Source organism: Tenacibaculum sp. SDUM215027 (assembly GCF_050566205.1).
Classification (GTDB): Bacteria; Bacteroidota; Bacteroidia; order Flavobacteriales; family Flavobacteriaceae; genus Polaribacter.
On sequence record NZ_JBNXUE010000001.1, the window covers coordinates 627122 to 650697 of the forward strand.

11 protein-coding genes are annotated in these 23576 nt (G+C 33.6%); 7 read left to right on the forward strand and 4 right to left on the reverse strand.

The window, feature by feature from the left end:
• Positions 1 to 248 precede the first annotated feature (248 nt).
• The 5 genes from ACQYZ7_RS02960 (at position 249) to ACQYZ7_RS02980 (ending at position 15875) form a co-directional block, all read left to right on the forward strand.
• Positions 249 to 2981: a GEVED domain-containing protein gene (locus tag ACQYZ7_RS02960; RefSeq protein ID WP_430728298.1), complete on the forward strand. Its 2733-nt coding sequence runs from the start codon at positions 249 to 251 to the stop codon at positions 2979 to 2981.
• 211 nt (positions 2982 to 3192) lie between these two features.
• Positions 3193 to 5889 (forward strand): GEVED domain-containing protein, encoded by a 2697-nt coding sequence (locus tag ACQYZ7_RS02965; protein WP_430728299.1) that lies wholly within the window; start codon positions 3193 to 3195, stop codon positions 5887 to 5889.
• 69 nt (positions 5890 to 5958) lie between these two features.
• Positions 5959 to 9444, forward strand: coding sequence for a M4 family metallopeptidase (locus ACQYZ7_RS02970; RefSeq protein ID WP_430728300.1), 3486 nt, complete (start codon positions 5959 to 5961; stop codon positions 9442 to 9444).
• Positions 9445 to 9689: 245 nt separating this feature from the next.
• Positions 9690 to 13937 (forward strand): GEVED domain-containing protein, encoded by a 4248-nt coding sequence (locus ACQYZ7_RS02975; protein ID WP_430728301.1) that lies wholly within the window; start codon positions 9690 to 9692, stop codon positions 13935 to 13937.
• 75 nt (positions 13938 to 14012) lie between these two features.
• A complete protein-coding gene (locus ACQYZ7_RS02980; protein ID WP_430728302.1) occupies positions 14013 to 15875 on the forward strand; it encodes an ABC-F family ATP-binding cassette domain-containing protein in 1863 nt (620 codons plus the stop codon).
• On the opposite strand, the gene ACQYZ7_RS02985 is transcribed toward ACQYZ7_RS02980, so the two are convergent.
• Together ACQYZ7_RS02985 and ACQYZ7_RS02990 are read right to left on the reverse strand one after the other, a co-directional pair.
• Positions 15876 to 16592 carry a 3'-5' exonuclease gene (locus ACQYZ7_RS02985; RefSeq protein ID WP_430728303.1) on the reverse strand — a complete coding sequence of 239 codons (717 nt, stop codon included), beginning with the start codon at positions 16590 to 16592 and terminating at the stop codon, positions 15876 to 15878.
• Entirely contained in the window at positions 16582 to 18336 is a 1755-nt protein-coding gene (locus ACQYZ7_RS02990; protein ID WP_430728304.1) for a DUF4153 domain-containing protein, read from the reverse strand. Before ACQYZ7_RS02990 ends, ACQYZ7_RS02985 begins: the two co-directional genes overlap by 11 nt.
• Positions 18337 to 18510: 174 nt before the next feature.
• On the opposite strand from ACQYZ7_RS02990, the gene ACQYZ7_RS02995 reads away from it, so the two are divergent.
• The gene (locus tag ACQYZ7_RS02995; protein WP_047788022.1) at positions 18511 to 19209 is read left to right on the forward strand and encodes a response regulator transcription factor; all 699 of its coding nucleotides are present in this window, start codon (positions 18511 to 18513) and stop codon (positions 19207 to 19209) included.
• Between the two features lie 143 nt (positions 19210 to 19352).
• Positions 19353 to 20399 carry a sensor histidine kinase gene (locus ACQYZ7_RS03000; RefSeq protein ID WP_430728305.1) on the forward strand — a complete coding sequence of 349 codons (1047 nt, stop codon included), beginning with the start codon at positions 19353 to 19355 and terminating at the stop codon, positions 20397 to 20399.
• 37 nt (positions 20400 to 20436) lie between these two features.
• Here ACQYZ7_RS03000 and purD read toward each other — a convergent pair whose 3' ends face one another.
• Complete coding sequence (purD, locus tag ACQYZ7_RS03005; protein WP_430728306.1) at positions 20437 to 21711, reverse strand: phosphoribosylamine--glycine ligase; 1275 nt, start codon at positions 21709 to 21711, stop codon at positions 20437 to 20439.
• 153 nt (positions 21712 to 21864) lie between these two features.
• Positions 21865 to 23544 carry a DUF6909 family protein gene (locus ACQYZ7_RS03010; protein WP_430728307.1) on the reverse strand — a complete coding sequence of 560 codons (1680 nt, stop codon included), beginning with the start codon at positions 23542 to 23544 and terminating at the stop codon, positions 21865 to 21867.
• Positions 23545 to 23576 lie beyond the last annotated feature (32 nt).

Consider the following 23576-nt stretch of genomic DNA (forward strand, 5'->3'; position numbering starts at 1 on the left):
ATATTTCCATTTCATACTTAAAAATTGATTTAGAATATAAATGTATGATAATAAAACAGTCGGTAAGTGAAATAAAAAACAATAGAAAAACTCGGTTTAAAAGCGTGTTTTTTGTTACAGAAAAATGGTTATTGTTGGTAATAATGTATTGTTTTTTTATTTTTTTTATGAATTTCTTAATAAAAACATATATTTGCCGTCGCTTTTAATTAAAAAAAGCAAAAAATAATAATTAAAAACCCTTCAAAATGAAACAAAAAATTACCCTAGCACTTATGTGCTTGTTTATGGTAGTTACTACCTTTTCTCAACAAAATTCGCCGCAAGTAAAAAGAACTTGTGGAGTAATGGAAGATTTAGAGTATAGAAAATCTCAAGATCCAGATCTTCAAAATCGTATGGATCAAATCGAAAAATTTACTCAGAGTAAAATTAAAGAAATACAAAGCCGTCAAGGAAAAATAGAAGTTGATATTATTACCATACCGGTAGTAGTACACGTTTTATACACAAACTCTACAAACAACATTAGTGATGCTCAAATTCTTTCACAAATTGATGTACTAAATAAAGATTTTCGTAGACAAAATACGGATAAAACAAATAAATGGGCACAAGCAGCCGATACTCAAATAGAGTTTGCTATGGCTAAAATAGACCCTAATGGTAACTCAACTACAGCAATTACTAGAAAACAAGTAGGTAGTTCAGATTGGGGAACAAAGTATAAAGCATACAATGCAATGAAAAGTTCTGCATCTGGTGGTGTTGATGCATGGGATACTGATGAATACTTGAATATGTGGATCGTTCCAAAAATGACTAATACTAGTCCAGCTGGAGATAGAAATATTTTAGGGTTTGCACAGTTTCCTGGAGGATCTGCTTCTACTGATGGTTTAGTAATGATTCACAATGCTTTTGGTTCTGTAGGAACGCTTGACCCTTCGTTTAATCTTGGTAGAACTACAACCCATGAAATAGGACATTTTTTTAATTTGCGTCACATTTGGGGTGATGGCGGTTGTGGTGTTGATGACTTTGTAGCTGATACCCCAGAATCGGATGCAGCCAATTATGGCTGTAAAACAGGACATGTTTCTTGTGGTACAGAAGATATGGTTCAAAACTACATGGATTACTCAGATGATGCATGTATGAACGTATTTACATTAGGTCAAAAAAACAGGATGCGTGCTGTTTTAGAAGCAGGAGGATCAAGACGTTCATTGGCGCTGTCTAATAAGGCAGACGCACCAGCAGTTTGTAACGCTACAGTGCCAACAGGAGCAGTTACTTCTTCAGTTACTGCTACAGGAGCAACAGTTTCTTGGGCAACAGTTTCAGGAGCAACATACGATGTAAGATATAAAGCAACAACTAGTTCTTCATGGACAACAGTTGCATCTTCATCAAATTCTATAGTGTTAAGCGGATTATCAGCTTCTACTCAATACGAAGTTCAAGTGCGTAGTAAATGTTCTTCAACAAACTCAAACTATAGCACTTCAGTAAACTTTACAACACCAGCAGTAACTATTTCATATTGTGCTTCAAGTGGAAACACTACTTATGAAACAGGAATAACAAAAGTGGTGTTTGGTAGTATAAATAATGCAGACGGTACTACAAAAGATAAGGGATATGAAAACTTTACAAACTTGAGAACAACAGTTTCTCAATCTTCATCAACAAACCTTACAGTATCAGTGAATACTGATGGAAACTATAGAATTGATGTTTTTGCTTGGATTGATTGGAATCAAGATGGAGACTTTACTGATAGTGGAGAAGCATATGATTTAGGTAATATTAGTAATGTTTCTAACGGAGCTTTACCTACAAAAGCGATTGCTGTTCCTGCAAGTGCAAAATCAGGAAGCACAAGAATAAGAATTTCAGGAAAATATAATTCGGACCCTACTTCTTGTGCAACAAGTTTTGACGGAGAGGTAGAAGATTATACAGTAGTAGTTGGTACAGCACAAGCAGATACTCAAGCACCAACTGTGCCAACAAACTTAACTGCATCTGGTATAGCACAAACTTCGTTAACCTTAAATTGGTCAGCATCAACTGATAATGTTGGTGTTACAGGTTATGATGTATATCAAGGAGCTTCTAAAATAAGTTCAGTAACAGGTGCTACAGTAAATGTAACAGGGTTAACAGCAGGAACAGCGTATGCATTTTCAGTAAAAGCTAAGGATGCAGCAGGAAATGTTTCAGCATCAAGTAATACAGTAAATGTAACTACATTGTCTAATTCAGTATCGTACTGTGCTTCTAAAGGAAACGACTCGTCTTATGAGTGGATAGACAATGTTGAATTAGGAGGAATGAAGAATGCAACTGGTGATAATGGAGGATATGCTGATTTCACTTCAAAAGTAGCTACATTGGCAAGAGGAAGTTCAAACCAAATGATTGTTAGCGCTGGGTTTAAGAGTACAGCATATACAGAACATTGGGCAGTATGGATTGATTTTAATCAAAATGGAACATTTGAAAACAGTGAAAAAGTTGTAACAGGATCTTCATCAAGTGCAAATAACTTAACATCAACGATTGATGTACCTTCAGGAGCTATGTTAGGGTCAACAAGAATGCGTGTTTCAATGAAGTATGATGCTGCTCAAACAGTTTGTGAAACATTTAGTTATGGTGAAGTAGAAGATTATAGGGTAAATATTGTTTCAAGCGCAAGACAAGATAACGTTGTAAGTGCAGAAAGGTTAGGAAACGAAGTAACTCAAAACTTAGTGGCGTATCCAAATCCTACTGTTGATTTTGTAAATATTAAATTAAGATCTTTGGCAGAAGATACAACATACAAAATTGTAGATTTAAGAGGAAGAGTAGTTAAATCAGGAGTTTTAGGAGCTACTAACATTAATGTTTCAAAATTAAAAACAGGATTGTATATTATTGAAGTTAATGATGGTCAAAAGCTATTAAAAACTAAAATCTTGAAGAAATAAGTTTAAAAAAAAGAATAAAAAAAGTAAAAGCCTTAGAGATTCCTCTAAGGCTTTTTGCTGGTTATTAGTATGTTATAATGAATTTATTTTTCGTTTCTATAGGTTTTTAGTAAAAAAAATATATATTTGCTAATGTTTTAACAAAAAATTAAGAACGCTTTTTTTTCAGTGAAAAAAAGAGTTTTTAATTAACTTAAAAAACCCTTCAAAAATGAAAAACAAAATTACCCTAGCACTTATGTGCTTATTTTTTGTTGGTGCTTTGTATGCCCAAGAAAAAAGAAACTGTCACTCAATGGAAAATCTTGAGTACAGACAATCCCTCAATCCTTCTTTAAAAAGTAAAATGCAAGAAATTGAGTCCTTTACTCAAAAAAGGCTTGCAGAAAAAAAGAACTATCAAGGAAAAATAGTTGGAGACATTATCCAAATTCCAGTTGTTGTACACGTTATTTATAGTAGTTCACAAGAAAATATCAGTGTGGCACAAATCCAGTCTCAACTTGATGTTTTGAATGAAGATTACCGTAGAACAAATTCTGATGCAACTAACAAATGGTCACAAGCAGCAGATACACAGATAGAGTTTTATTTAGCTCAAGTTGATCCAAATGGTAATCCAACAAACGGAATTACAAGAAAATCATCATCCAAAACTTCATGGGGAACTAATGACGCAATGAAAAAGTCATCTCAAGGAGGAGTAGACCCTTGGGATACTTCTGAGTACCTTAACATGTGGGTATGTAATATTGGTGGTGGAATCTTAGGATACGCTCAGTTTCCTGGAGGTAGTGCTGCTACTGACGGAGTAGTGATGGGGCCTCAATATTTTGGAAGCTCAGACAAAGGTTCAGGTTTCTATTTATCATCTCCATTCGATAAAGGAAGAACAACAACACACGAAATAGGTCACTTTTTAAACCTTAGACACATCTGGGGTGATGGTGGTTGTGGTGTTGACGATTTTGTTTCTGATACTCCAGAGTCAGATGCTGCAAACTATGGGTGTGCTTCAAGCCATTCTTCTTGTGGATCAGCAGATATGGTTGAAAACTACATGGATTACTCAGATGATACTTGTATGAACCTATTTACTTTAGGACAAAAAAATAGAATGCGTGCTGTTTTAGAAGCTGGTGGAGTGCGTAGAAGCTTAGCATTATCTGATAAAACAGGAGGTTCTACTTCATGTACAGCAACAGTGCCAACTGGAGTTTCAGTTTCAGGAATTACAGCTTCTGGTGCTTCAGTATCTTGGTCGGCAGTTTCAGGAGCTACCTATGATGTAAGATATCGTCAAACAGGAACATCTTCATGGACAACTAATGCGGTTTCTGGAATTTCAACATCTTTAAGCGGATTATCAGCTTTAACTCAGTATGAAGTACAAGTACGTAGTAAGTGTTCTGATGGTTCAAATTCAGCATATAGTGCTTCTTCAACTTTTACCACACCTGAAGTAACAATTTCTTATTGTTCATCAAAAGGAAATAGTGTTTCTGATGAGTATATTGGAAGAGTACAGCTAGGAACGATTGACAACAGTTCAGGAGGAGGAAATGGTTATTCTGACCATACAGGAATTTCAACAAATTTAGCAAAAGGAACTTCTCATACGATTACTATTACACCAACTTGGACAGGAACTGTATATAGTGAAGGTTATGGTGTGTGGATAGATTATAATCAAGATGGAGACTTTTCAGATGCTGGTGAAACAGTTTGGACAAAGGCGGCATCTAAAGATACACCGGTTAGTACATCTTTCACAGTACCAGCTTCTGCAATAGATGGAGCAACAAGAATGCGTGTAGTTTTAAAATACAATGCAACACCAACAGCATGTGAAGCTTCATTTTCTTATGGAGAAGTAGAAGATTATACAGTAGTAATAGGAGCAGGAACAGCAGATACAACAGCGCCAACAGCGCCAACAAGTTTAGCTGCATCTAGCGTAACACAAACTTCGTTAACGTTAAACTGGTCAGCATCTACTGATAACGTTGGGGTAACTGGTTATGATGTTTACCAAGGAACTACAAATATTGGATCTGTAACAGGAACTACAATGAATGTAACAGGATTAACAGCAGCAACTACTTATACTTTTTCTGTAAGAGCAAAAGATGCTGCAGGAAATGTTTCTGCCTCTAGTAGTACAATAAACGTAACAACTTTATCAAACTCAGTTTCATACTGTGACTCAAAAGGAAACAATTCTTCTTATGAATGGATTGATAATGTAGAGTTAGGTGGAATGACTAATGCAACTGGAGATAATGGAGGATATGCTGATTTTACTTCAAAAACAGCAACCTTAGCGTTAGGAAGCTCAAATCAAATGACTATTAGTGCAGGGTTTAGTAGTTCTTCATATACAGAGTACTGGGCTGTTTGGATTGATTTTAATCAAAACGGAACATTTGAGAGTAGTGAAAAGGTTGTAACAGGATCTTCATCAAGTGCTAATAACTTAACAGATACAGTTGATGTTCCTGCAGGAGCAACTTTAGGAACAACAAGAATGCGTGTTTCTATGAAATATAATTCTGCTCAAACTGCTTGTGAAACATTTACTTACGGAGAAGTAGAAGATTATACTGTAAATATTGTTTCTAGTACAAGACAAGAACCTTTTGCTAGTGTAAATGCAGAAAGGTTAGGTAATGAAAGTAGTTTAGACTTATTAGCATACCCTAATCCAGCAGTAGACTTTATACAAGTAAAATTAGCCTCTAGAGCTGATAATATGACTTATAAAATTGTAAACACAATTGGTAGAGTAATGAAAGCAGGTCGCTTAAATACTTCAAATATTGATGTTTCAAAACTAAATACAGGTATGTATATTTTAGAAGTTAATGATGGTCAAAAACTATTGACAACTAAAGTATTTAAAAAATAATTCTTACAAAAAGGCCTGAGGAATAACTCAGGCTTTTTAATTAAAATCAATTAACTAAACCCTTCAAAAATGAAACACAATTATGCAAGAACTGTGTTTTTATCTGCTTTTTTATTCGCAGGAGTTTATACGATAAACGCCCAAGAAAATAGAGAGTTAAAACACGTTAAGTTCAACAAATCTTCAAAGGTGTCTTTACAAAAAGCACCAGATTTAATTAGACAAAAATTAAAGCTATTTAAACATGATGGCTTGCAAAAAGTTAAATCCAATAGAGATGATCTAGGTTTTACACATGAAAAATTTCAACAAAAATTTAAAGGAGTAAAAGTAGAATTTGCCACTTATACAGCACACGCAAAAAATGGTGCTTTAATGAGTATGAATGGTGAGTTTTATGATGTTGGAAAGGTTAATATAAGCCCAAAGCTATCCAAAGCTCAAGCATTTCGAAAAGCTTTATCGCATACAGGAGCAGAGAAGTATTTATGGGAATATCCTGAGGCAGCCAATGAAATGGATAATTATAAAAAGCCTGATGGAGAGTTATTAATTCTTCCTAGAGAAGTTATAGGAAAAAAAGAAGCAAGACTAGCTTATAAGTTCGATATTTTTGCTACAAAACCGCTAAGCAGAGGGTATTTATACATAGATGCTCATACAGGAGAAGCATTATTTTACAATGCAATTATAAAACATGCAGATAAGTTTGGTCATGTAGGAGAGTTAACTACTCACGCAAAAAAAAGTAAAAAAGCGGCGAACGCTATTTCGGCTGCATTTGCAGCAGGAACTGCACAAACACGTTATAGTGGAACTAGAACAATAGAAACATCACTAAGTGGAGGAAACTATATTTTGAGTGATACTGGAAGAAAAATCCACACAAGAGATGCAAAAAACCAAGCTCCAGGTTCCACATACCCATATGTTACAAATTATGACCAGTTTACTGATAGTGATAATAATTGGACTACAGCTGAACATAGTGCAAACAAAGATGATGCAGCATTAGATGCTCATTGGGGTGCAATACAAACATATGAGTATTTCTTGCAAAAACATAATAGAAATAGTTATGATGATAATGGTGCTCAAATTAGAAGTTATGTACATGTAGATACGAATTACGATAATGCCTTTTGGAATGGTTCTGTAATGTCTTATGGAGACGGTTCTTCTAACGGACAAGAAGGAAACGGTAGTTTTGATGCATTAACCTCTATTGATGTTGCAGCACATGAAATAGGACATGCAGTTTGTACTCATACAGCGAACTTAGCTTACCAAAGAGAATCAGGAGCTTTAAATGAAGCTTTTTCAGATATTTGGGGAGCGGCAGTTGAACATTTTGCTAAAGGAAACGGAAATGATTTAAACCCAGACCTTTCAGTATGGTTAATAGGAGATGAAATAGATAGGCGTAGTGGTTCTGCTGCTTTACGCTCAATGAATGACCCAAAATCACAAGGTCAACCAGATACTTATGGAGGAACTAATTGGAAAAACCCAAATTGTGGAGTACCGACGAGATTTAATGACTACTGTGGAGTTCATACAAATTCAGGAGTTTTAAATAAATGGTTCTATTTACTAACTGTTGGAGGGTCAGGAACAAATGATGCATCTGATACATACAACGTTACCGGAATTGGAATGACAAAAGCCGCAAAAATAGCGTATCGTACCGAAGCAAATTACTTATCAGCCAGTTCAACATATGCCGACGCTAGAACAGCGGCAATACAAGCTGCAACAGACTTATACGGAGCAAACTCTCAAGAAGTAATTTCTACAACAAATGCTTTTTATGCAGTTAATGTAGGAGAAGAATTTGTACAAAACTGTGCTTTAGCAGCACCAACAAACTTAAATTCATCAAACATTGGAGATAACGGATTTACAGTAACTTGGACAGCAGTTTCAGGAGCAGCTTCTTACGATGTAACCATTGGAGCAAACACAACAAACGTAGCAGGAACATCATTTAATGCTACAGGACTATTAAGTGGAACAGAATATACGGTATCTGTAGCTGCGAAATGTACAGAAGGTGGAACAGGAACACCAGCGACATTAAATGTAACAACAACAGGTACGCCACCGCTTAACTATTGTGATTCAAAAGGAAATAGCGTTGCTGATGAATATATTGAAAGAGTCCAATTAGGAAGTATAGATAATACTTCTGATGGAGGTGGAGGATATTCTGATTTCACTACAATTTCAACTGATTTATCTATTGGTGATTCTAATACAATAACTATTACTCCTAAATGGACAGGTACTGTTTACAGTGAAGGTTATGGAGTATGGATTGATTATAATCAAGATGGAGATTTTTCTGATTCTGGAGAAACAGTTTGGACGAAAGCAGCATCGAAAGATACTCCTGTAAGTACATCATTTACAGTACCAGCTTCAGCAACTCAAGGAACTACTAGAATGAGAATTGTATTAAAATATAATGCTACACCAACAGCTTGTGAAGCAACATTCTCTTATGGTGAAGTAGAAGATTATACAGTTAATATTACAAATGCTACACCAGATACAGAAGCACCAACGGCGCCTTCTTCAGTAACTGCATCTAATGTTGAAGAAACTACAGCAACATTAAGTTGGACAGCGTCTACAGATAATGTTGGAGTAACTAGTTACGAGGTATTTAATGGAGCTACAAGTGCAGGAACTGTTAGTGTTACATCAATGAACTTAACTGGGTTAACTGCAAATACAACGTATAGTTTTACAGTAAAAGCTAAAGACGCTGCAGGAAATGTTTCGGCATCGAGTAATACAGCAACATTTACAACAAAAGAAGTATCAGCAGTAGAGTATTGTACTTCTCAAGGAAATAATTCTTCTTACGAATGGATTGATAGAGTTTCTATGGGAGGAGTTGACAATAATACAGGAAATGATGGTGGTTATAAAGATTATACGAACCTTACAATGAATGTAACTCAAGGTGCTAATAGACTATATGTAAGTGCTGGATTTAGTAGCTCTTCTTATACTGAGTACTGGAAAGCTTGGATTGATTATGATAAAGATGGTGTTTTTGAAGACACTGAAGTAGTGTTAAGTGGTTCATCTTCAAGCGCAGGAGAGCTTTATGAAGATTTTACAATTCCATCAAATGTTTCAGGAACGACAAGACTTAGAGTTTCTATGAAGTATAATAGTGCTCAAACAGCATGTGAAACATTTACTTATGGTGAGGTAGAAGATTATACAGTTAATATTTCTTCTGGTTCTTCAGTGGCTGCAATAACAGGTTTTTCAGCGAATATAAGTGGAGAAGCAATAGGAAATGAAGAAAGCTTAGATTTATTAGCATACCCTAATCCAGCAGCAGACTTTATACAAGTAAAACTTGCTTCAAAAGCAGAAAAGATAAGTTATAAACTTATAAATACTGTTGGTAAAGTAGTAAAAGAAGGTCATTTAAAATCTTCTAATCTAGACGTTTCAAAGTTGAATACTGGAATGTACATTTTAGAGGTAAACGATGGACAAAAACTACTTACAACTAAGCTATTTAAAAAATAAAAATTATAAAAATATAACAAACAAGAGTCTGAGTTTTTTTACTCAGGCTTTTGCTTGTTTTAAATTGTAAAATACCTCAATGAAATAATATCCTTGACTTAGCTTGGGGCGGCTGAACTATTAAAACGTGGTTTACAAAGGGTTAAATTAAGAGTCTTTTCAAAAGGGTGTAAAAGGCAAAGAAAAGGTAGAGTAACAAAAAGAGCTAGGAATAAAAACTTAATTATTTAATTAAATTAATTCAAATGAACAAAAAGTTTAAATTTCTAATTGGAGGGCTGTCTGTTGCAGCGGTTTCAATTATTGGTTCAGATTATCTTAAAAAGCAAAATGTTGCTGATAAACTGGCTGAACAACGTAAAGTACACAGTACTTTTTTAAAGGAAAGTCCTTTAAATGAATCGTTAAAATGGGGGAAAAAAGAAAGAAAACTTAAAGGGTTACCACCTAACAGGTATTTTGATCAAATGCAGTTACTTACCATGAATCCAGCTACAGGAAAAATGGAAGATGGGAGTTTAGCAGGATTGAGAGAAGATCTGTTGAAAAAAAGAGCACAACAAAAAAGTCCTGGAGACAATGGAAACTCTTGGATAGAAAGAGGTCCTAATAATGTAGGAGGACGTACAAGAGTTGTTTTATTTGATCCAAATGACGGAACAAATAATACCGTATATGCTGGTGGAGTAAGTGGAGGTTTATGGAAAAACACTGACATTAGTAACGCCAACTCTCAATGGACAAGAATACAAAATGTACCAGGAAACCTATCTGTAACTTCTATTACAGTAGATCCAAGAAACTCTAACAGATGGTACGTAGGTACAGGTGAACAATATACAGCAGGTGATGTAGTAGGAAATGGAGTATATGTAACTACCGATGGAGGTACCACATGGAACGCAGTCAATATACCAGCTGCTGGAGACGCAATTATTAATTACAATGCAAGTAACATTTTTTTATCAGGAGTTCATTTCGTAAATGATGTATTGGCATGGGATAATGGAGCATCAACAGAATTATTTGTTGCTGTTGGAGCTCACGTATATGGAGATTCTTCTAGTCCTAGAAACTGGTTAGGACTACAGTCTGCAGGGTTGTACCGTTCTACAGATAATGGGGTTACATGGAACAGAATAGAATCTGCTAATATGAAGTATGCTTTTGGAGGAAAAGACTATTATTATATAGCTAATGATTTAGAGGTAAGTGCTAACAATACTTTATGGATGGGTACTATTGCTTCTGCCTTAGGAGAAGGTGGAGGTAGAGTATTTAGCTCTACAAATGGAGGTACTTGGACAGAAGCAGCTGCATCTCCATTAACTGAATCTAATAGAGTTGAAATTGAAACTTCTGCTACCGATGCAAATAAGATTTATGCATTAACGCAAGGAACAACAAGTACAGCACCTGTTCATATCTATAAAACAACAAATGCTTTTTCAACGGCAAGTGCAATATCATTACCAAATGATGCAGATACAAATATTTCAGCAAACGATTTTTGTCGTGGGCAAGCATTTTATGATTTAGTAATTGAAGCAGATCCAACTAATGATAATATAGTATATGTTGGAGGTATCGATTTATTTAAAACCACAAACGGAGGTTCTTCTTGGTCACAATTATCGCATTGGTATGGAGGCTTTGGTCATCAAAATGTTCATGCAGATCAGCACTCGATGGCTTTTGGAAATAATGACTCATCAAAAATATTATTCGGTAACGATGGAGGAATCTATTATTCAGGAAACTCTGGAAGTACAATTGGCGCAAGAAACAAAGGATACAATGTAACACAGTTTGTAAAAGCAGGGATAGGACCTGACGGAGCAGGAGATGTTAACGGAATATTCAGTGCTGGTGCTCAAGATAACGGTACACAAGCATTTAGAAATGCAGTGGCTGGAATTAATAGTTCAACTGACTTAAGTGATGGTGATGGGTTCTATACTTTTGTTGATAAAGACGGAGACTATATGATTGCTACCTACGTAAATAACGTAATATATAGGTTTAACTTACCTTGGAATGGATTAGGTAGACAACAAGGAGGCGCAACAACATTATCAAATGACCAAGGTACGGGAGATTTCGTAAACCCTATGGGATATGATAATGATGCAAATCGTTTATTATCGAATGCATCAACAAGTTCCGCTAACTCAATTTTGAGTATTAATGTAGCATCAAATTCAAAAGGAAATATAACAAACGCATTATTAGATGCAAGCCCAACAGCTTTTCAAGCCTCTCCGTTTACTAACAATGCTTGGTATGTAGGGTTAGCGAATGGTAAATTATTAAAGTTAACAAGTGTTACAAATTCAAGTGCAACTTGGTCAAACATAAACACACCTTTTGTTGGTTCAGTATCTTCAGTAAGATTCGGAGCTACAGAAAATGATATTTTTGTAACGATACATAACTACGGAGTAACAAGTGTTTGGGCTACTTCAGATGGAGGAACAAACTGGGTAAATAAAGAAGGAAACTTACCAAATATTCCTGTGAGAGATATCTTACAAAACCCATTAGATAGAACAGAAGCTGTTTTAGCAACTCAATTAGGAGTTTGGTCTACATCTAACTTTAATGATGCAAATCCTAACTGGAATCAAGCATATAACGGAATGAGTGATGTGAGTGTTACTTCATTAGATTATTGGAATGTAAGTGGAGATCATGTAACGAACAAAGTAATCGCTTCTACCTATGGTAGAGGAGTGTTTACAGGTTCGTTTACAAGCAATGCTGCTGCCGATAATGAAGCACCAACTGCTCCAACAAGTTTAGCAGCAAGCTCTATAACAGCAACTAGTTTAACTTTAAATTGGACAGCTTCAACAGATAATGTTGCAGTAACAGGGTATGACATATATCAAGGAGCTACTAAAATAGGAAGTTCAACAACTACTTCATATAATGTAACTGGATTAACAGCAAGTACAGCGTATATTTTTACTGTAAAAGCAAAAGATGCAGCAGGCAATGTTTCAGCAGCTAGTAATACCGTAAATGCAACTACTACTGAAGTGACAATAACATATTGTACATCTAAAGGAAACAGTGTTTCTGATGAGTACATTCAAAGAGTACAGTTAGCAAGTATAGATAATACTTCTACAGGAGGAAATGGATATTCTGACCATACAGCAATTTCAACAAATTTAGAAAAAGGTGTGTCAAATACAATTATGATTACTCCGAAATGGACAGGAAGTAGTTATGATGAAGGATATGGTGTTTGGATTGATTACAACCAAGATGGAGATTTTTCTGATGCAGGAGAAACTGTTTGGACCAAGGCTAAATCAAAAGATACGCCTGTAAGTACATCATTCACTGTACCAAGTTCAGCTACAGACGGAGCAACAAGAATGAGAATTGTAATGAAATACAATGCTACACCAACAGCTTGTGAAGCGTCTTTTCAATATGGAGAAGTTGAGGATTATACAGTAAATATTACAGCAGCGGTAGCTGATACACAAGCTCCAACAGCACCTAGTAGTTTAGCAACATCAAGTGTAGCTCAAACTAGTTTATCTTTAGGATGGACAGCGTCAACAGATAATGTAGGAGTAACAGGATATGATGTATATCAAGGAGCTACTAAAATAGCAACTGTAACAACTACTTCATACAATGTAACTGGGTTAACTGCAAATACAGCCTATACATTTTCAGTAAAAGCAAAAGATGAAGCAGGAAATATTTCTGCAGCTAGTAATGTTGTAAACGTAACTACATTAAATAACGTTGTTACCTATTGTGATTCAAAAGGAAATAGAGTTAGTTATGAATGGATAGATTATGTGTCTTTTGGAGGAATGACTAATACGACTTCTGCAAATGGAGGGTATGGTGATTTTACAAGTAAAATAGCAACGGTTACCCAAGGAACAACAAACCAAATTATTGTGAGTGCAGGATTTAGTGGATCTTCATATACAGAATATTTTACAGTTTGGATTGACTATAACCATAACGGAACATTTGAAAGTAGTGAACAAACATCTTTAGGTTCTTCTAGTACAGCAGCAAATAGATCAGCAAACATATCTATTCCATCAAGCGCGTTATTAGGACAAACAAGAATGCGTGTATCTATGAAGTACAACGGAGCATCAACAGCTTGTGAAACTTTTGCAGATGGAGAAGTAGAAGATTATACAGTTAATATTGTTAACTCATCATCTTCAGTAGCAGTATCAGGTACAAGCGATGAGTTTGCTGAACCTTTAGATAAAGAAGCAAAATCAAGCTTAATAGCATTTCCAAACCCAGCAATAAGTAATATTACTGTAAAATTTGGAAGCAACGAAAACGTAAGTTATAAAATAACAAATACAATTGGTAGAGTTGTGTTAACAGGTAAAACAGTTAATGGTGCTGTAAATGTTTCTAATTTAAAAACAGGAATTTATTTATTAGAAGCAAACGATGGTAAAAAATCACAAACCATTAAATTAATGAAGAAATAAAAGCATTTCTTTTAATTATAACAAAACCCGAGCTATTGCTCGGGTTTTTTGTTTCTTTGCATAAAATTTTAGAGAATGAATTACCTATCAGTAGAAAATATAGCAAAATCGTATGGCGAAAAGGTCTTATTTGAAGATATTTCTTTTGGAATAAACAAAGACCAAAAGATAGCCTTTGTTGCTAAAAATGGTAGCGGAAAAACCTCTATTTTAAATATTATTGCTGGAAAAGACACACCAGATGAAGGTCAAGTTATTAGTAGAAAAGGAATCAATATTGCTTATTTGGCACAAGATGATAGTTTGAATCCCGATTTAACTATTGAAGAAACTATTTTTTCTGCTGAAAGTACCATTCTTCCAATTATTCAACAATACGAAAAAGCCTTACAAAATCCTGATGATACAGAAGCGTATCAAAAAGCATTTGAGCAGATGGAGCAGCACAATGCATGGGATTTTGAAACACAATACAAACAAATTTTATTTAAATTAAAACTTGATGATTTATCGCAAACAGTAGGAAAGCTTTCTGGAGGGCAAAAAAAGCGATTATCATTGGCTATTATTCTAATTAATAAACCTGACTTATTAATACTTGATGAGCCAACCAACCATTTAGATTTGGAAATGATTGAGTGGTTAGAAGCTTTTTTTACTAAGGAAAAAATTACCTTATTTATGGTTACACACGATCGTTACTTTTTAGAGCGAGTGTGTAATGAGATTATTGAGTTAGATAACGGAAAATTATACAAATACAAAGGAAACTATTCGTATTATCTTCAAAACAAAGAAGAACGAATGGCTTTAGAAGCTACTAACTTAAGCAAAGCGAAAAGTTTATTTAAAAAAGAATTAGATTGGATGCGTCGTCAACCTAAAGCACGTACAACCAAATCAAAATCACGTATTGATGACTTTTTTCAAATTAAAGAAAAAGCACATCAACGAAGAAAAGAGCATGAAGTTCAGTTAGAAATAAATATGGAGCGTTTAGGAAGCAAAATTGTAGAGCTTCATAAGCTAAAAAAGGACTTTGGTGATAAAGTTATTTTAGATGGATTTGACTACGTTTTTAAGCGAGGTGAACGTATAGGAATCATTGGAAAAAACGGAACAGGAAAATCCTCTTTTTTAAATATACTAACGGGTAAATTACCTGTTGATGGAGGTAAAGTAATTGTTGGAGAAACCGTAAAATTTGGCTACTATACCCAAAAGGGAATCCAAATAAAAGAAGGACAGAAAGTAATAGAAGTCATTAAAGAATTTGGAGAAGAAATTCCGTTAACTAAAGGAAGAAGAATTTCTGCAGCACAGTTATTAGAACGCTTTTTATTTGATAGAAAAAAGCAATACGATTTTGTTGAAAAATTAAGTGGAGGAGAGCAGAAGCGTTTGTACTTATGTGCTGTTTTAATTCAAAACCCTAACTTCTTAATTTTAGATGAGCCCACGAACGATTTAGATGTGGTAACTTTAAACGTGTTAGAAAGTTTTTTACTCGATTATCCAGGGAATTTAATGGTAGTATCGCATGATCGTTATTTTATGGATAAAATTGTGGATGGTTTATTTGTGTTTAGAGGAAATGGAGTAGTGGAGAATTTCCCTGGAAATTACTCTGATTACAGAGCGTATGAAAGCTCGCAGCCATCAGAACCTAAAGAAGAAAAGAAAGTAACTGAAAAGCAAGAAAAAACACCTCAAAAAGGAAAATTAAGTTATAACGAAAACAGAGAATACGGATTACTTGAAAAAGATATTGAAAAACTTCAAAAGAAAAAAGGAGTAATTGAAGCTCAGTTTGCTAATAATGAAGTTTCACCTGAAGAAATTAATAAAAAATCGTTAGAACTACAGCAAATTATTGATAGTTTGGAAGAAAAAGAAGAACGTTGGTTTGAGCTTTCTATGAAATTAGAGGGCGAATAGTTAAACGCTAACAATATTATCTTCTTCAACTAAAGGCTTGTTCAAAAAGCGTAATAATAATTGTGCAACAGCAACGGTATCGCGTTCGCAATACTCAACAATACGAGGAAGGTTTTTTTCTTGATAGTACACGTTTGCAACTTCACTTCCATCAATATCTTGTTTGGGTGAAGGTATTCCTAAAATAGCAGTGAGTAGTTTTAAAGAGGTGTAGTGTTTGTAATCTCCAAACTTCCATAAATCCAAGGTGTCCAAATGCGGAACTTCCCAAGGCTTTTTACCAAATAAATTTAGTTTGTTAGGTAAGTCAATTCGATTGATAATCATTCTTCGCGCAATGTACGGAAAGTCAAATTCTTTACCGTTATGAGCACACAATAAATGTTTGTTTTGGTTAAAATGTGTATCTAATAAGTTTTTGAAATCGGTTAACAATTTAGCTTCATCATCTCCATAAAAAGAGGTAACTCGCAGTTGATTTTTACCATCGCGCTCTACAAAGTAGCCTACTGAAATACAGATGATTTTTCCAAATTCAGCCCAAATACCTGCTCGATGATAAAACTCTTCAGGAGTAAATTCATCTTTACGTTGATATTGAGTTTTTAGAGCATATAATTCTTGCATTTCAGGTGATAAATCAGCAAATAATTCCACTTCAGGAACTGTTTCAATATCTAAAAATAAGATGTTTTGTAAGTTAGTTTTATTCAACATTTTCTTTAATTAACACGTAAGCACTAGCATTAGATAAGTGTTTTTCGGCAGCATCATCAATTTTTGATAGATTTATATTTTGAAAAACGAACTTTATATTTAGAGTTTTAAAACTATGTTCAATAGTCATTAAATTAGGTGCTATAGCATAATTTTTTTCCTGCTTTTTAAGTTTTTGAATCATTTCTGAGCAGTCTATATCTCCAATATGAGTATCTCCTTTCGAAACTTTGATAATGTTGGTTTTTTCATTTAAAGAAAAACGATAGTTGTTAATGGAGTTGCGATTTTCATAAGAATTAAAATATAGTATTTTTAAGACATCATAATTTTTAGTATTGATAATCATTTTAGAATCGTCGATACTATAATAATTGTTTCTGTAAACATTATTGGTATTATCAATTACTTTTATATTCAAACTATCCATTAACCTGTTTTGTAATTGCCAATGACTGTTGGTTTTAAAAGCTATTTTTGGATTATATCCTAAAACATTTTCTATTTTATGTAATTCATGTTTGTTGTTTAAATACCTAACTATAGAACGTAGCTGATTTTTCTTTTCAAAAGTGGTTGTAAAATTGTCGGTTTTAATATCGGTATACACCTTTTCAAATTGTTTTACTTGACTTTTAGTGGATACCGAAAAAACACCCCAAAAACCAAAAGAAACTAGTAACGCAACAACAGCTAAACTGAACGGAAAAACTTTAATTTTTTTACGTTTACTAAAAAGTATGTACAAGATCATAGCTAAAACCCAACAAGCTAAAAGAAGGACGAAATAACGGTTTTCGGTAATCCCATATTCGTTAATACGCCTAAAAATGGCAACAAAAAGTAAAGCTATTAACGGTAATAAAAGATAATAAAACCATGGATAAAACTTTCTAATTGTACGAGAGTTAATAGTTTTTTGAATAGGGTTGATAAGTATTTGCACAATAAAACCTAAAAATGAAAGTGCAATAACCAAATAAGAAACCCATCCTTTAGGTAAGCTCCAACTTATTACAATTTTTAAACTATAAGCATATAAAATGATGAGATATAAAATTACTAACGGAATTAAGATGTATTTAACTAATACCTCTAAAGCTTTTGTGTAGTTAATAGCAAGTTGATTATGAACATCTTTAGGGAAATCAGAAAGATAAATCCAAGTATTTACAATCCCTATACAGAGTACAAAAACCTGAAAAAAACGTTCCCCTTTAACATCTATATTAAATAAATATTTAATGGCTAAGAGAGCCAAAACAATTCCCAAATATAAAATTAGTGAGAAAAATAAACTTCTAACAATCGCTATAAAAACAGATTTTAAGTAATTAAAATAAGCAGATTTATTCCATTTAAATATAAAAGGGGTTACCATTACTAGTAAATGACCTGACACAAAGTAAAGTATAAATCGAATAATAGAATTTTGATGAATCTTTGAACCATTAACTTCAACACAAAAATAAAATAAGAGTAAAAAGCCAAGAGTTAGCAAGAATACCCATGTTTTATCTCTTTTAAACTGTTCTTCAAAAAAATGAGTAGCAATTAACCAGCTAATTCCTAAAGTAAAGGTTAAAATAACCCTACCGTAAAAAGCATTATCAAAAGTATCAGTCTCAATTGTAAATAAAGTAAACAATGTACCAGTGATTGCCCAACAAAGAGTTATAGGAAATCGTTTAAAAGCATCTTTAGCATTGGAAGTAATTTCTCCAAGGGAAGAAATAATTTTCATAGGAAACAATTTGTATAAAGGTACAAAAACTACAAAAAAATCAAAAACAAAAGATTTCTCTTCGTTTCCTTTAAGCAAAAGTTTGGTAAATATTAAATGAACGTTAAGTTAAGCATGTATATAAAGGGTTTATTATTTTATGATTACTTTTGGGTAACACAATATAAATGAATAATGAACACTAGCGATATTAAAATTTTACTAGTTGACGATGAGCCAGATATTTTAGAAATTGTAGGTTACAATTTAAAATCAGAAGGGTATCAGGTTTTCACTGCAAACAATGGAGCAGAAGCTGTAAAAACAGCAAAAAAAGTAACTCCACATTTAATTTTATTAGACATTATGATGCCTGAAATGGATGGTATCGAAGCATGTGAAAAAATTAGAAATGTTAAATCTCTTGAAGATGTGATAATTTCTTTTTTAACCGCTAGAGGAGAAGATTACTCACAAGTAGCAGGTTTTGACGCTGGAGCAGATGACTATATAACTAAACCAGTAAAACCAAAAGTGCTAATAAGTAAGGTAAAATCTTTATTACGTCGTTTAAAAACTGAAGAAAAAGCGGATACCACCACAAAAATTGGAGATATCGTAATCAACAGAGACGAGTATGTAGTTTTTAAAGGAGAAGAAAAAATATCTTTACCAAGAAAAGAGTTTGAACTATTCTCTTTACTAACATCAAAACCAGGAAAAGTATTTAAAAGAGAAGTTATTTTAGATAGCGTTTGGGGAAATGAAGTAGTTGTGGGCGGAAGAACGATAGACGTACACATACGTAAACTTCGTGAAAAAATAGGAGATCACTATTTTAAAACAGTAAAAGGAGTTGGGTACAAATTTGTATTAGACGAAACAGACAAATAATTTTTAAACTCAAAAATTAATAAGTAGATTGCTAGCTAGCAATCTATTTTTTTATCATGAAATGAGCTATAATAATTTTGATACTTTTTGGGATAATTATTAGCGAATTACATCTGACATTTAAAAATAATAGAAAAAAACAGATGAAAAAAATAAAAAAAACGTATAACTACGCGCTTTGGTCGGCATTATACTCAACACTATTATCTATTGTTATAGCAGTATTATCGTATTTGTTTTTATTAAATAGCTTAGGGGTTGTAACCATTGTAATTTTTGGTCTTGTAATGTTTATTATCTCCTTTTTTGTAATTCAATACAGAGCAGAACACTTTATTTACCAACGAGTAAAAAAGATGTATGAAGACATTTCTATTTTAGATGTGAATGACTTAAAAAGAAACAAAGTAACGACTGATGTAGAATCATTAACTAAAAGTGTACAAGAATATGTTGAAGGAAAGAGTGAAGAGATAGCTCATTTAACGCAACGAGATTCATTTCGTCGTGATTTCTTAGGAAACGTAGCTCATGAGCTAAAAACACCACTTTTTACAGTACAAGGATATATATTAACGCTTATTGAAGGAGCTGCAGATGACAAAGAAATTCTTGAAAAATACTTAGAAAGAGCTAATAAAGGAGTAGAACGATTAACCTCAATTGTAAAAGACTTAGATATGATTGCTAAGTTAGAAACTGAGGGAATGAAAATGAACATGCAAACCTTTAATATCATAGAGCTTATTCAAAACGTGTTCGACTTGTTTGAAATGAAGGCGAAAAAACGAAATATTACACTTCGGTTTGATCGTGTGTATGATTTTCCTCATTTGGTAAAAGGAGATGTTGAAAGAATTGAACAGGTACTTATTAATCTTGTTGTAAACTCTATTAAATATGGTAGAGTTGGAGGTATAACTACAGTGAGTGTTGAACCGTACAATCAGAATAAGCTTATTATTAAAATAAATGATAATGGTGAAGGAATAAAGCAAGAACATATTTCTCGTTTATTTGAACGTTTTTATCGTGTAGATCAAAGTCGTTCACGTGAACAAGGAGGTTCAGGTTTAGGGCTTTCTATTGTGAAACATATTATTGAAGCGCATAATGAAACCATTCTTTTAAAGAGTGTGCACGGAGAAGGTTCCGAGTTTTCGTTTACGCTAGAAAAGGCAATGAAATAAAAAAGGAGTTGAATTTTCAACTCCTTTTTTGTTATAATTATTTTAAATCGAAACCGATATCTTTTCGATAATTCATTTTATCAAAAGCTATTTTATCGATGCTATTATAAGATTTTTCTAAGGCTTCTTCAATTGAATTTCCAAAAGAAGTAATCGCCATAACACGTCCACCGTTTGTAGCTACTTTACCGTCTTTTAAAGTGGTTCCTGCATGAAAAACAATTGAATCTTTTACAGAATCAAAACCTGTAATCTCTTTTCCTTTCTCATAAGCTTCAGGGTATCCGCCAGAAACTAACATTACTGTAGTTGCTGTTTGATGAGTAACTTCGTATGATTTTTTATCTAAAGTTTGCGTAGCAACACCTTCAAATAAATCTAGTAAGTCTGATTGAATACGTGGTAACACCACTTCTGTTTCAGGGTCTCCCATACGAACATTATATTCAACTACTGATGGATTTCCGTTATCGTTCATCAATCCGATAAAAATAAACCCTCTATAATCTATTCCGTCTTTTTGTAAACCGTCTATTGTTGGTTTAACGACCAATTCTTCCACTTTCGTTAAAAAATCATCCGTTGCAAAAGGAACAGGAGAAATAGCTCCCATACCGCCTGTATTTAACCCTGTATCACCTTCTCCAATACGTTTGTAATCTTTAGCAGAAGGTAAAATTTTATAATTCTTTCCATCTGTTAATACAAAAACAGATAATTCTATTCCTTTTAAAAATTCTTCAATAACTACAGTTGATGAAGCACTTCCAAACTTTTGATTAGAAAGCATTTCTTCTAACTCAGCTTTTGCCTCCTCTAAGTCATTTAAAATTAAAACTCCTTTTCCAGCAGCTAATCCGTCAGCTTTCAATACATAAGGAGCATCTAATGTTTCTAAGAATTTTTTCCCTTCAGCTAAAGTATCAGTAGTAAAAGATTGGTAGCGAGCTGTTGGAATATTGTGTTTTTCCATAAACTGCTTCGAAAAATCTTTACTTCCTTCTAGCAAAGCTCCATCTTTCTTAGGGCCAATTACAGGAATGTTTTTCAAGTCGCTATCGGCAAGAAAAAAGTCGTGAACACCTTCTACTAAAGGAGCTTCAGGACCTACTACCACCATGTTGATATTGTGTTTCAAAACGGTTTTTTTTACCTGCGAAAAATCGGTTGGATTGATGGCAATATTCGTTGCAATAGTGTGAGTACCTGCATTACCTGGTGCAACAAATAAATTGTTGATTTTGGTACTTTCAGAAAGTTTTTTAGCAAAGGCATGCTCTCTACCGCCCGACCCTAAAATTAGAATATTCATTGTTGTGTGTTGTTGTATTGTGAGTGCAAATATAAAATAAGAAAAAAAGCTATGAGCAAAACCAGTCTTTAAAATTGTATAAAAAGCTAAAAAGGCTTCTTTTAAACTTAAAAGAAGCCTTTTTTATGATTTGCTATTTCAGTCACCTTGCGACTAAAATATTTGTTCTAGTATTTTTTGCGTAATAGCATAAGTTGGTGTTACCCCGCTCATTCCAAGTCCTCCAGAGGCAAGCGTAGCACCTGTTTCTAGCGGGTTATCTGAGGCGTAATATGCATAACGTACTTGCACGTTTTCTGAAATATTTCCTCTAATTTTAGAGGCAGATTGAATGGCTTTTTGGTAGTGTGCACCTTCCATTTCTAGTCCGATTACATTCCAAGTTGAATCGTGGAAGAATCGTAGTAAATCTTTGTTTTGTAACGAAGTTCCTAATACAGAAATCATTGCTCCGTCAAAAACTTCAACCCCAAAACCTTCTAAATCTTCTTTTGATAGTTCGTTTTTAAATGGGTAGTTATCAGCAGTTCCTTCAAAGATATGTGAAGAAGGAATCATAATATCTCCTTTACCACCTTCTAAAATACCAGCTTTCCCCATAATTGAAACAGATTGAACATCTAAATGGATTTTTTCTCCTTTTGTTTTATAGGGTTTTAAAAGCTCGTCCATGGTTTCAAAAGCCTGCTCACCAAAAGCATAATCCATTACAATAATAACAGGATCTTTTCCAACAGAATTAACTTTGTTAAAAGAATTCGTTTCAAAATCAATTTTCCCTGTATCAATTACCTGAACATTGATATTGGTTCCTGAAGTATCTTTGATGTATATCAGTCCATTTTCAGAAGCATAATTTTTAACAGCAGATTGTAAAGTACTGCTATTAACATTACTCAATACTTCAAAAAGTTGAAAATCTTTGTGTTTTTTAGCTTCTTTTGGTAAAGCATTTTGGGCATAAATACTATTCATTACACTGTGCATATTTGCACTGATGATATGAATGGGACGTTCTAATAGGTCGTTTTCTAATAAAACCTTTTTAATATTGTTTGCCCAAATTTCACCGTAAATATGATGTCCAATTTCCTCAATTAAAACAGAACTGAACTTAATAGAGCGTTTTTGGTCGTATAAAGCTTCATTAATTGCTAATTTACCTAACCAATAAATTAGATGGAAAAACCTGTTCGGGTTCTCTTCTGAAGCAAACGTATTGTAAGCGTCGTACACTTCATCATAAGTTCTTCCTAAAATATTACCAAGGTGTACAACAATTACATCTTTTTCTTCATCGGTAAGTGTTTTGTTATGTATTACAATATCTTCCAGTTGTAACCATTCACGAATAAAACTTTCTCCATTATTAAAAACAACACGGTCTTTAATTTTATGAGATTCAATAAATAAAAATGTCAAGTGTGTAAGAATATCGTAAATCTCAGATCGTCCTCTGGTAATTTCAATATTCATTTGGTTCTTGTCAATACGATAGCAGTTTCTTCTTCTTTTAGGAGGAATAATTGCTTTGAATTTTGAATTTCGATAGCCTTCATCGGCAGTCAAATAAATAAACTGACATTCTTCAATTCCTTCAGGTAAACGTTCAATAACGTATACCAATCCGTTTAATTCCGTTTTGTTTTCTGCAATTGAACCATAAATTTCTGGACGTAAAGACAAGAGTGATGTACGTAAAGTTTCACCAGAAACACCCATTGGTTTGTAAAAACCGCGACTAAATAAGTGTCGCATTGAAATGTATAAACGCTCAATAGCATTTGTAGATTCTTGGGCTCTTGTACGTTCTTTTAGGATAGGTTTTGACATATGTTTTTAAAGTACAAATATACAAATTATGT

Bases quoted from the DNA above. Each gene is read 5' to 3' on its own strand.
- ACQYZ7_RS02960 (WP_430728298.1), top strand. From the start codon at position 249: ATGAAACAAAAAATTACCCTAGCACTTATGTGCTTGTTTATGGTAGTT.
- ACQYZ7_RS02965 (WP_430728299.1), top strand. From the start codon at position 3,193: ATGAAAAACAAAATTACCCTAGCACTTATGTGCTTATTTTTTGTTGGT.
- ACQYZ7_RS02970 (WP_430728300.1), top strand. From the start codon at position 5,959: ATGAAACACAATTATGCAAGAACTGTGTTTTTATCTGCTTTTTTATTC.
- ACQYZ7_RS02975 (WP_430728301.1), top strand. From the start codon at position 9,690: ATGAACAAAAAGTTTAAATTTCTAATTGGAGGGCTGTCTGTTGCAGCG.
- ACQYZ7_RS02980 (WP_430728302.1), top strand. From the start codon at position 14,013: ATGAATTACCTATCAGTAGAAAATATAGCAAAATCGTATGGCGAAAAG.
- ACQYZ7_RS02985 (WP_430728303.1), bottom strand. From the start codon at position 16,592: ATGTTGAATAAAACTAACTTACAAAACATCTTATTTTTAGATATTGAA.
- ACQYZ7_RS02990 (WP_430728304.1), bottom strand. From the start codon at position 18,336: ATGAAAATTATTTCTTCCCTTGGAGAAATTACTTCCAATGCTAAAGAT.
- ACQYZ7_RS02995 (WP_047788022.1), top strand. From the start codon at position 18,511: ATGAACACTAGCGATATTAAAATTTTACTAGTTGACGATGAGCCAGAT.
- ACQYZ7_RS03000 (WP_430728305.1), top strand. From the start codon at position 19,353: ATGAAAAAAATAAAAAAAACGTATAACTACGCGCTTTGGTCGGCATTA.
- purD (WP_430728306.1), bottom strand. From the start codon at position 21,711: ATGAATATTCTAATTTTAGGGTCGGGCGGTAGAGAGCATGCCTTTGCT.
- ACQYZ7_RS03010 (WP_430728307.1), bottom strand. From the start codon at position 23,544: ATGTCAAAACCTATCCTAAAAGAACGTACAAGAGCCCAAGAATCTACA.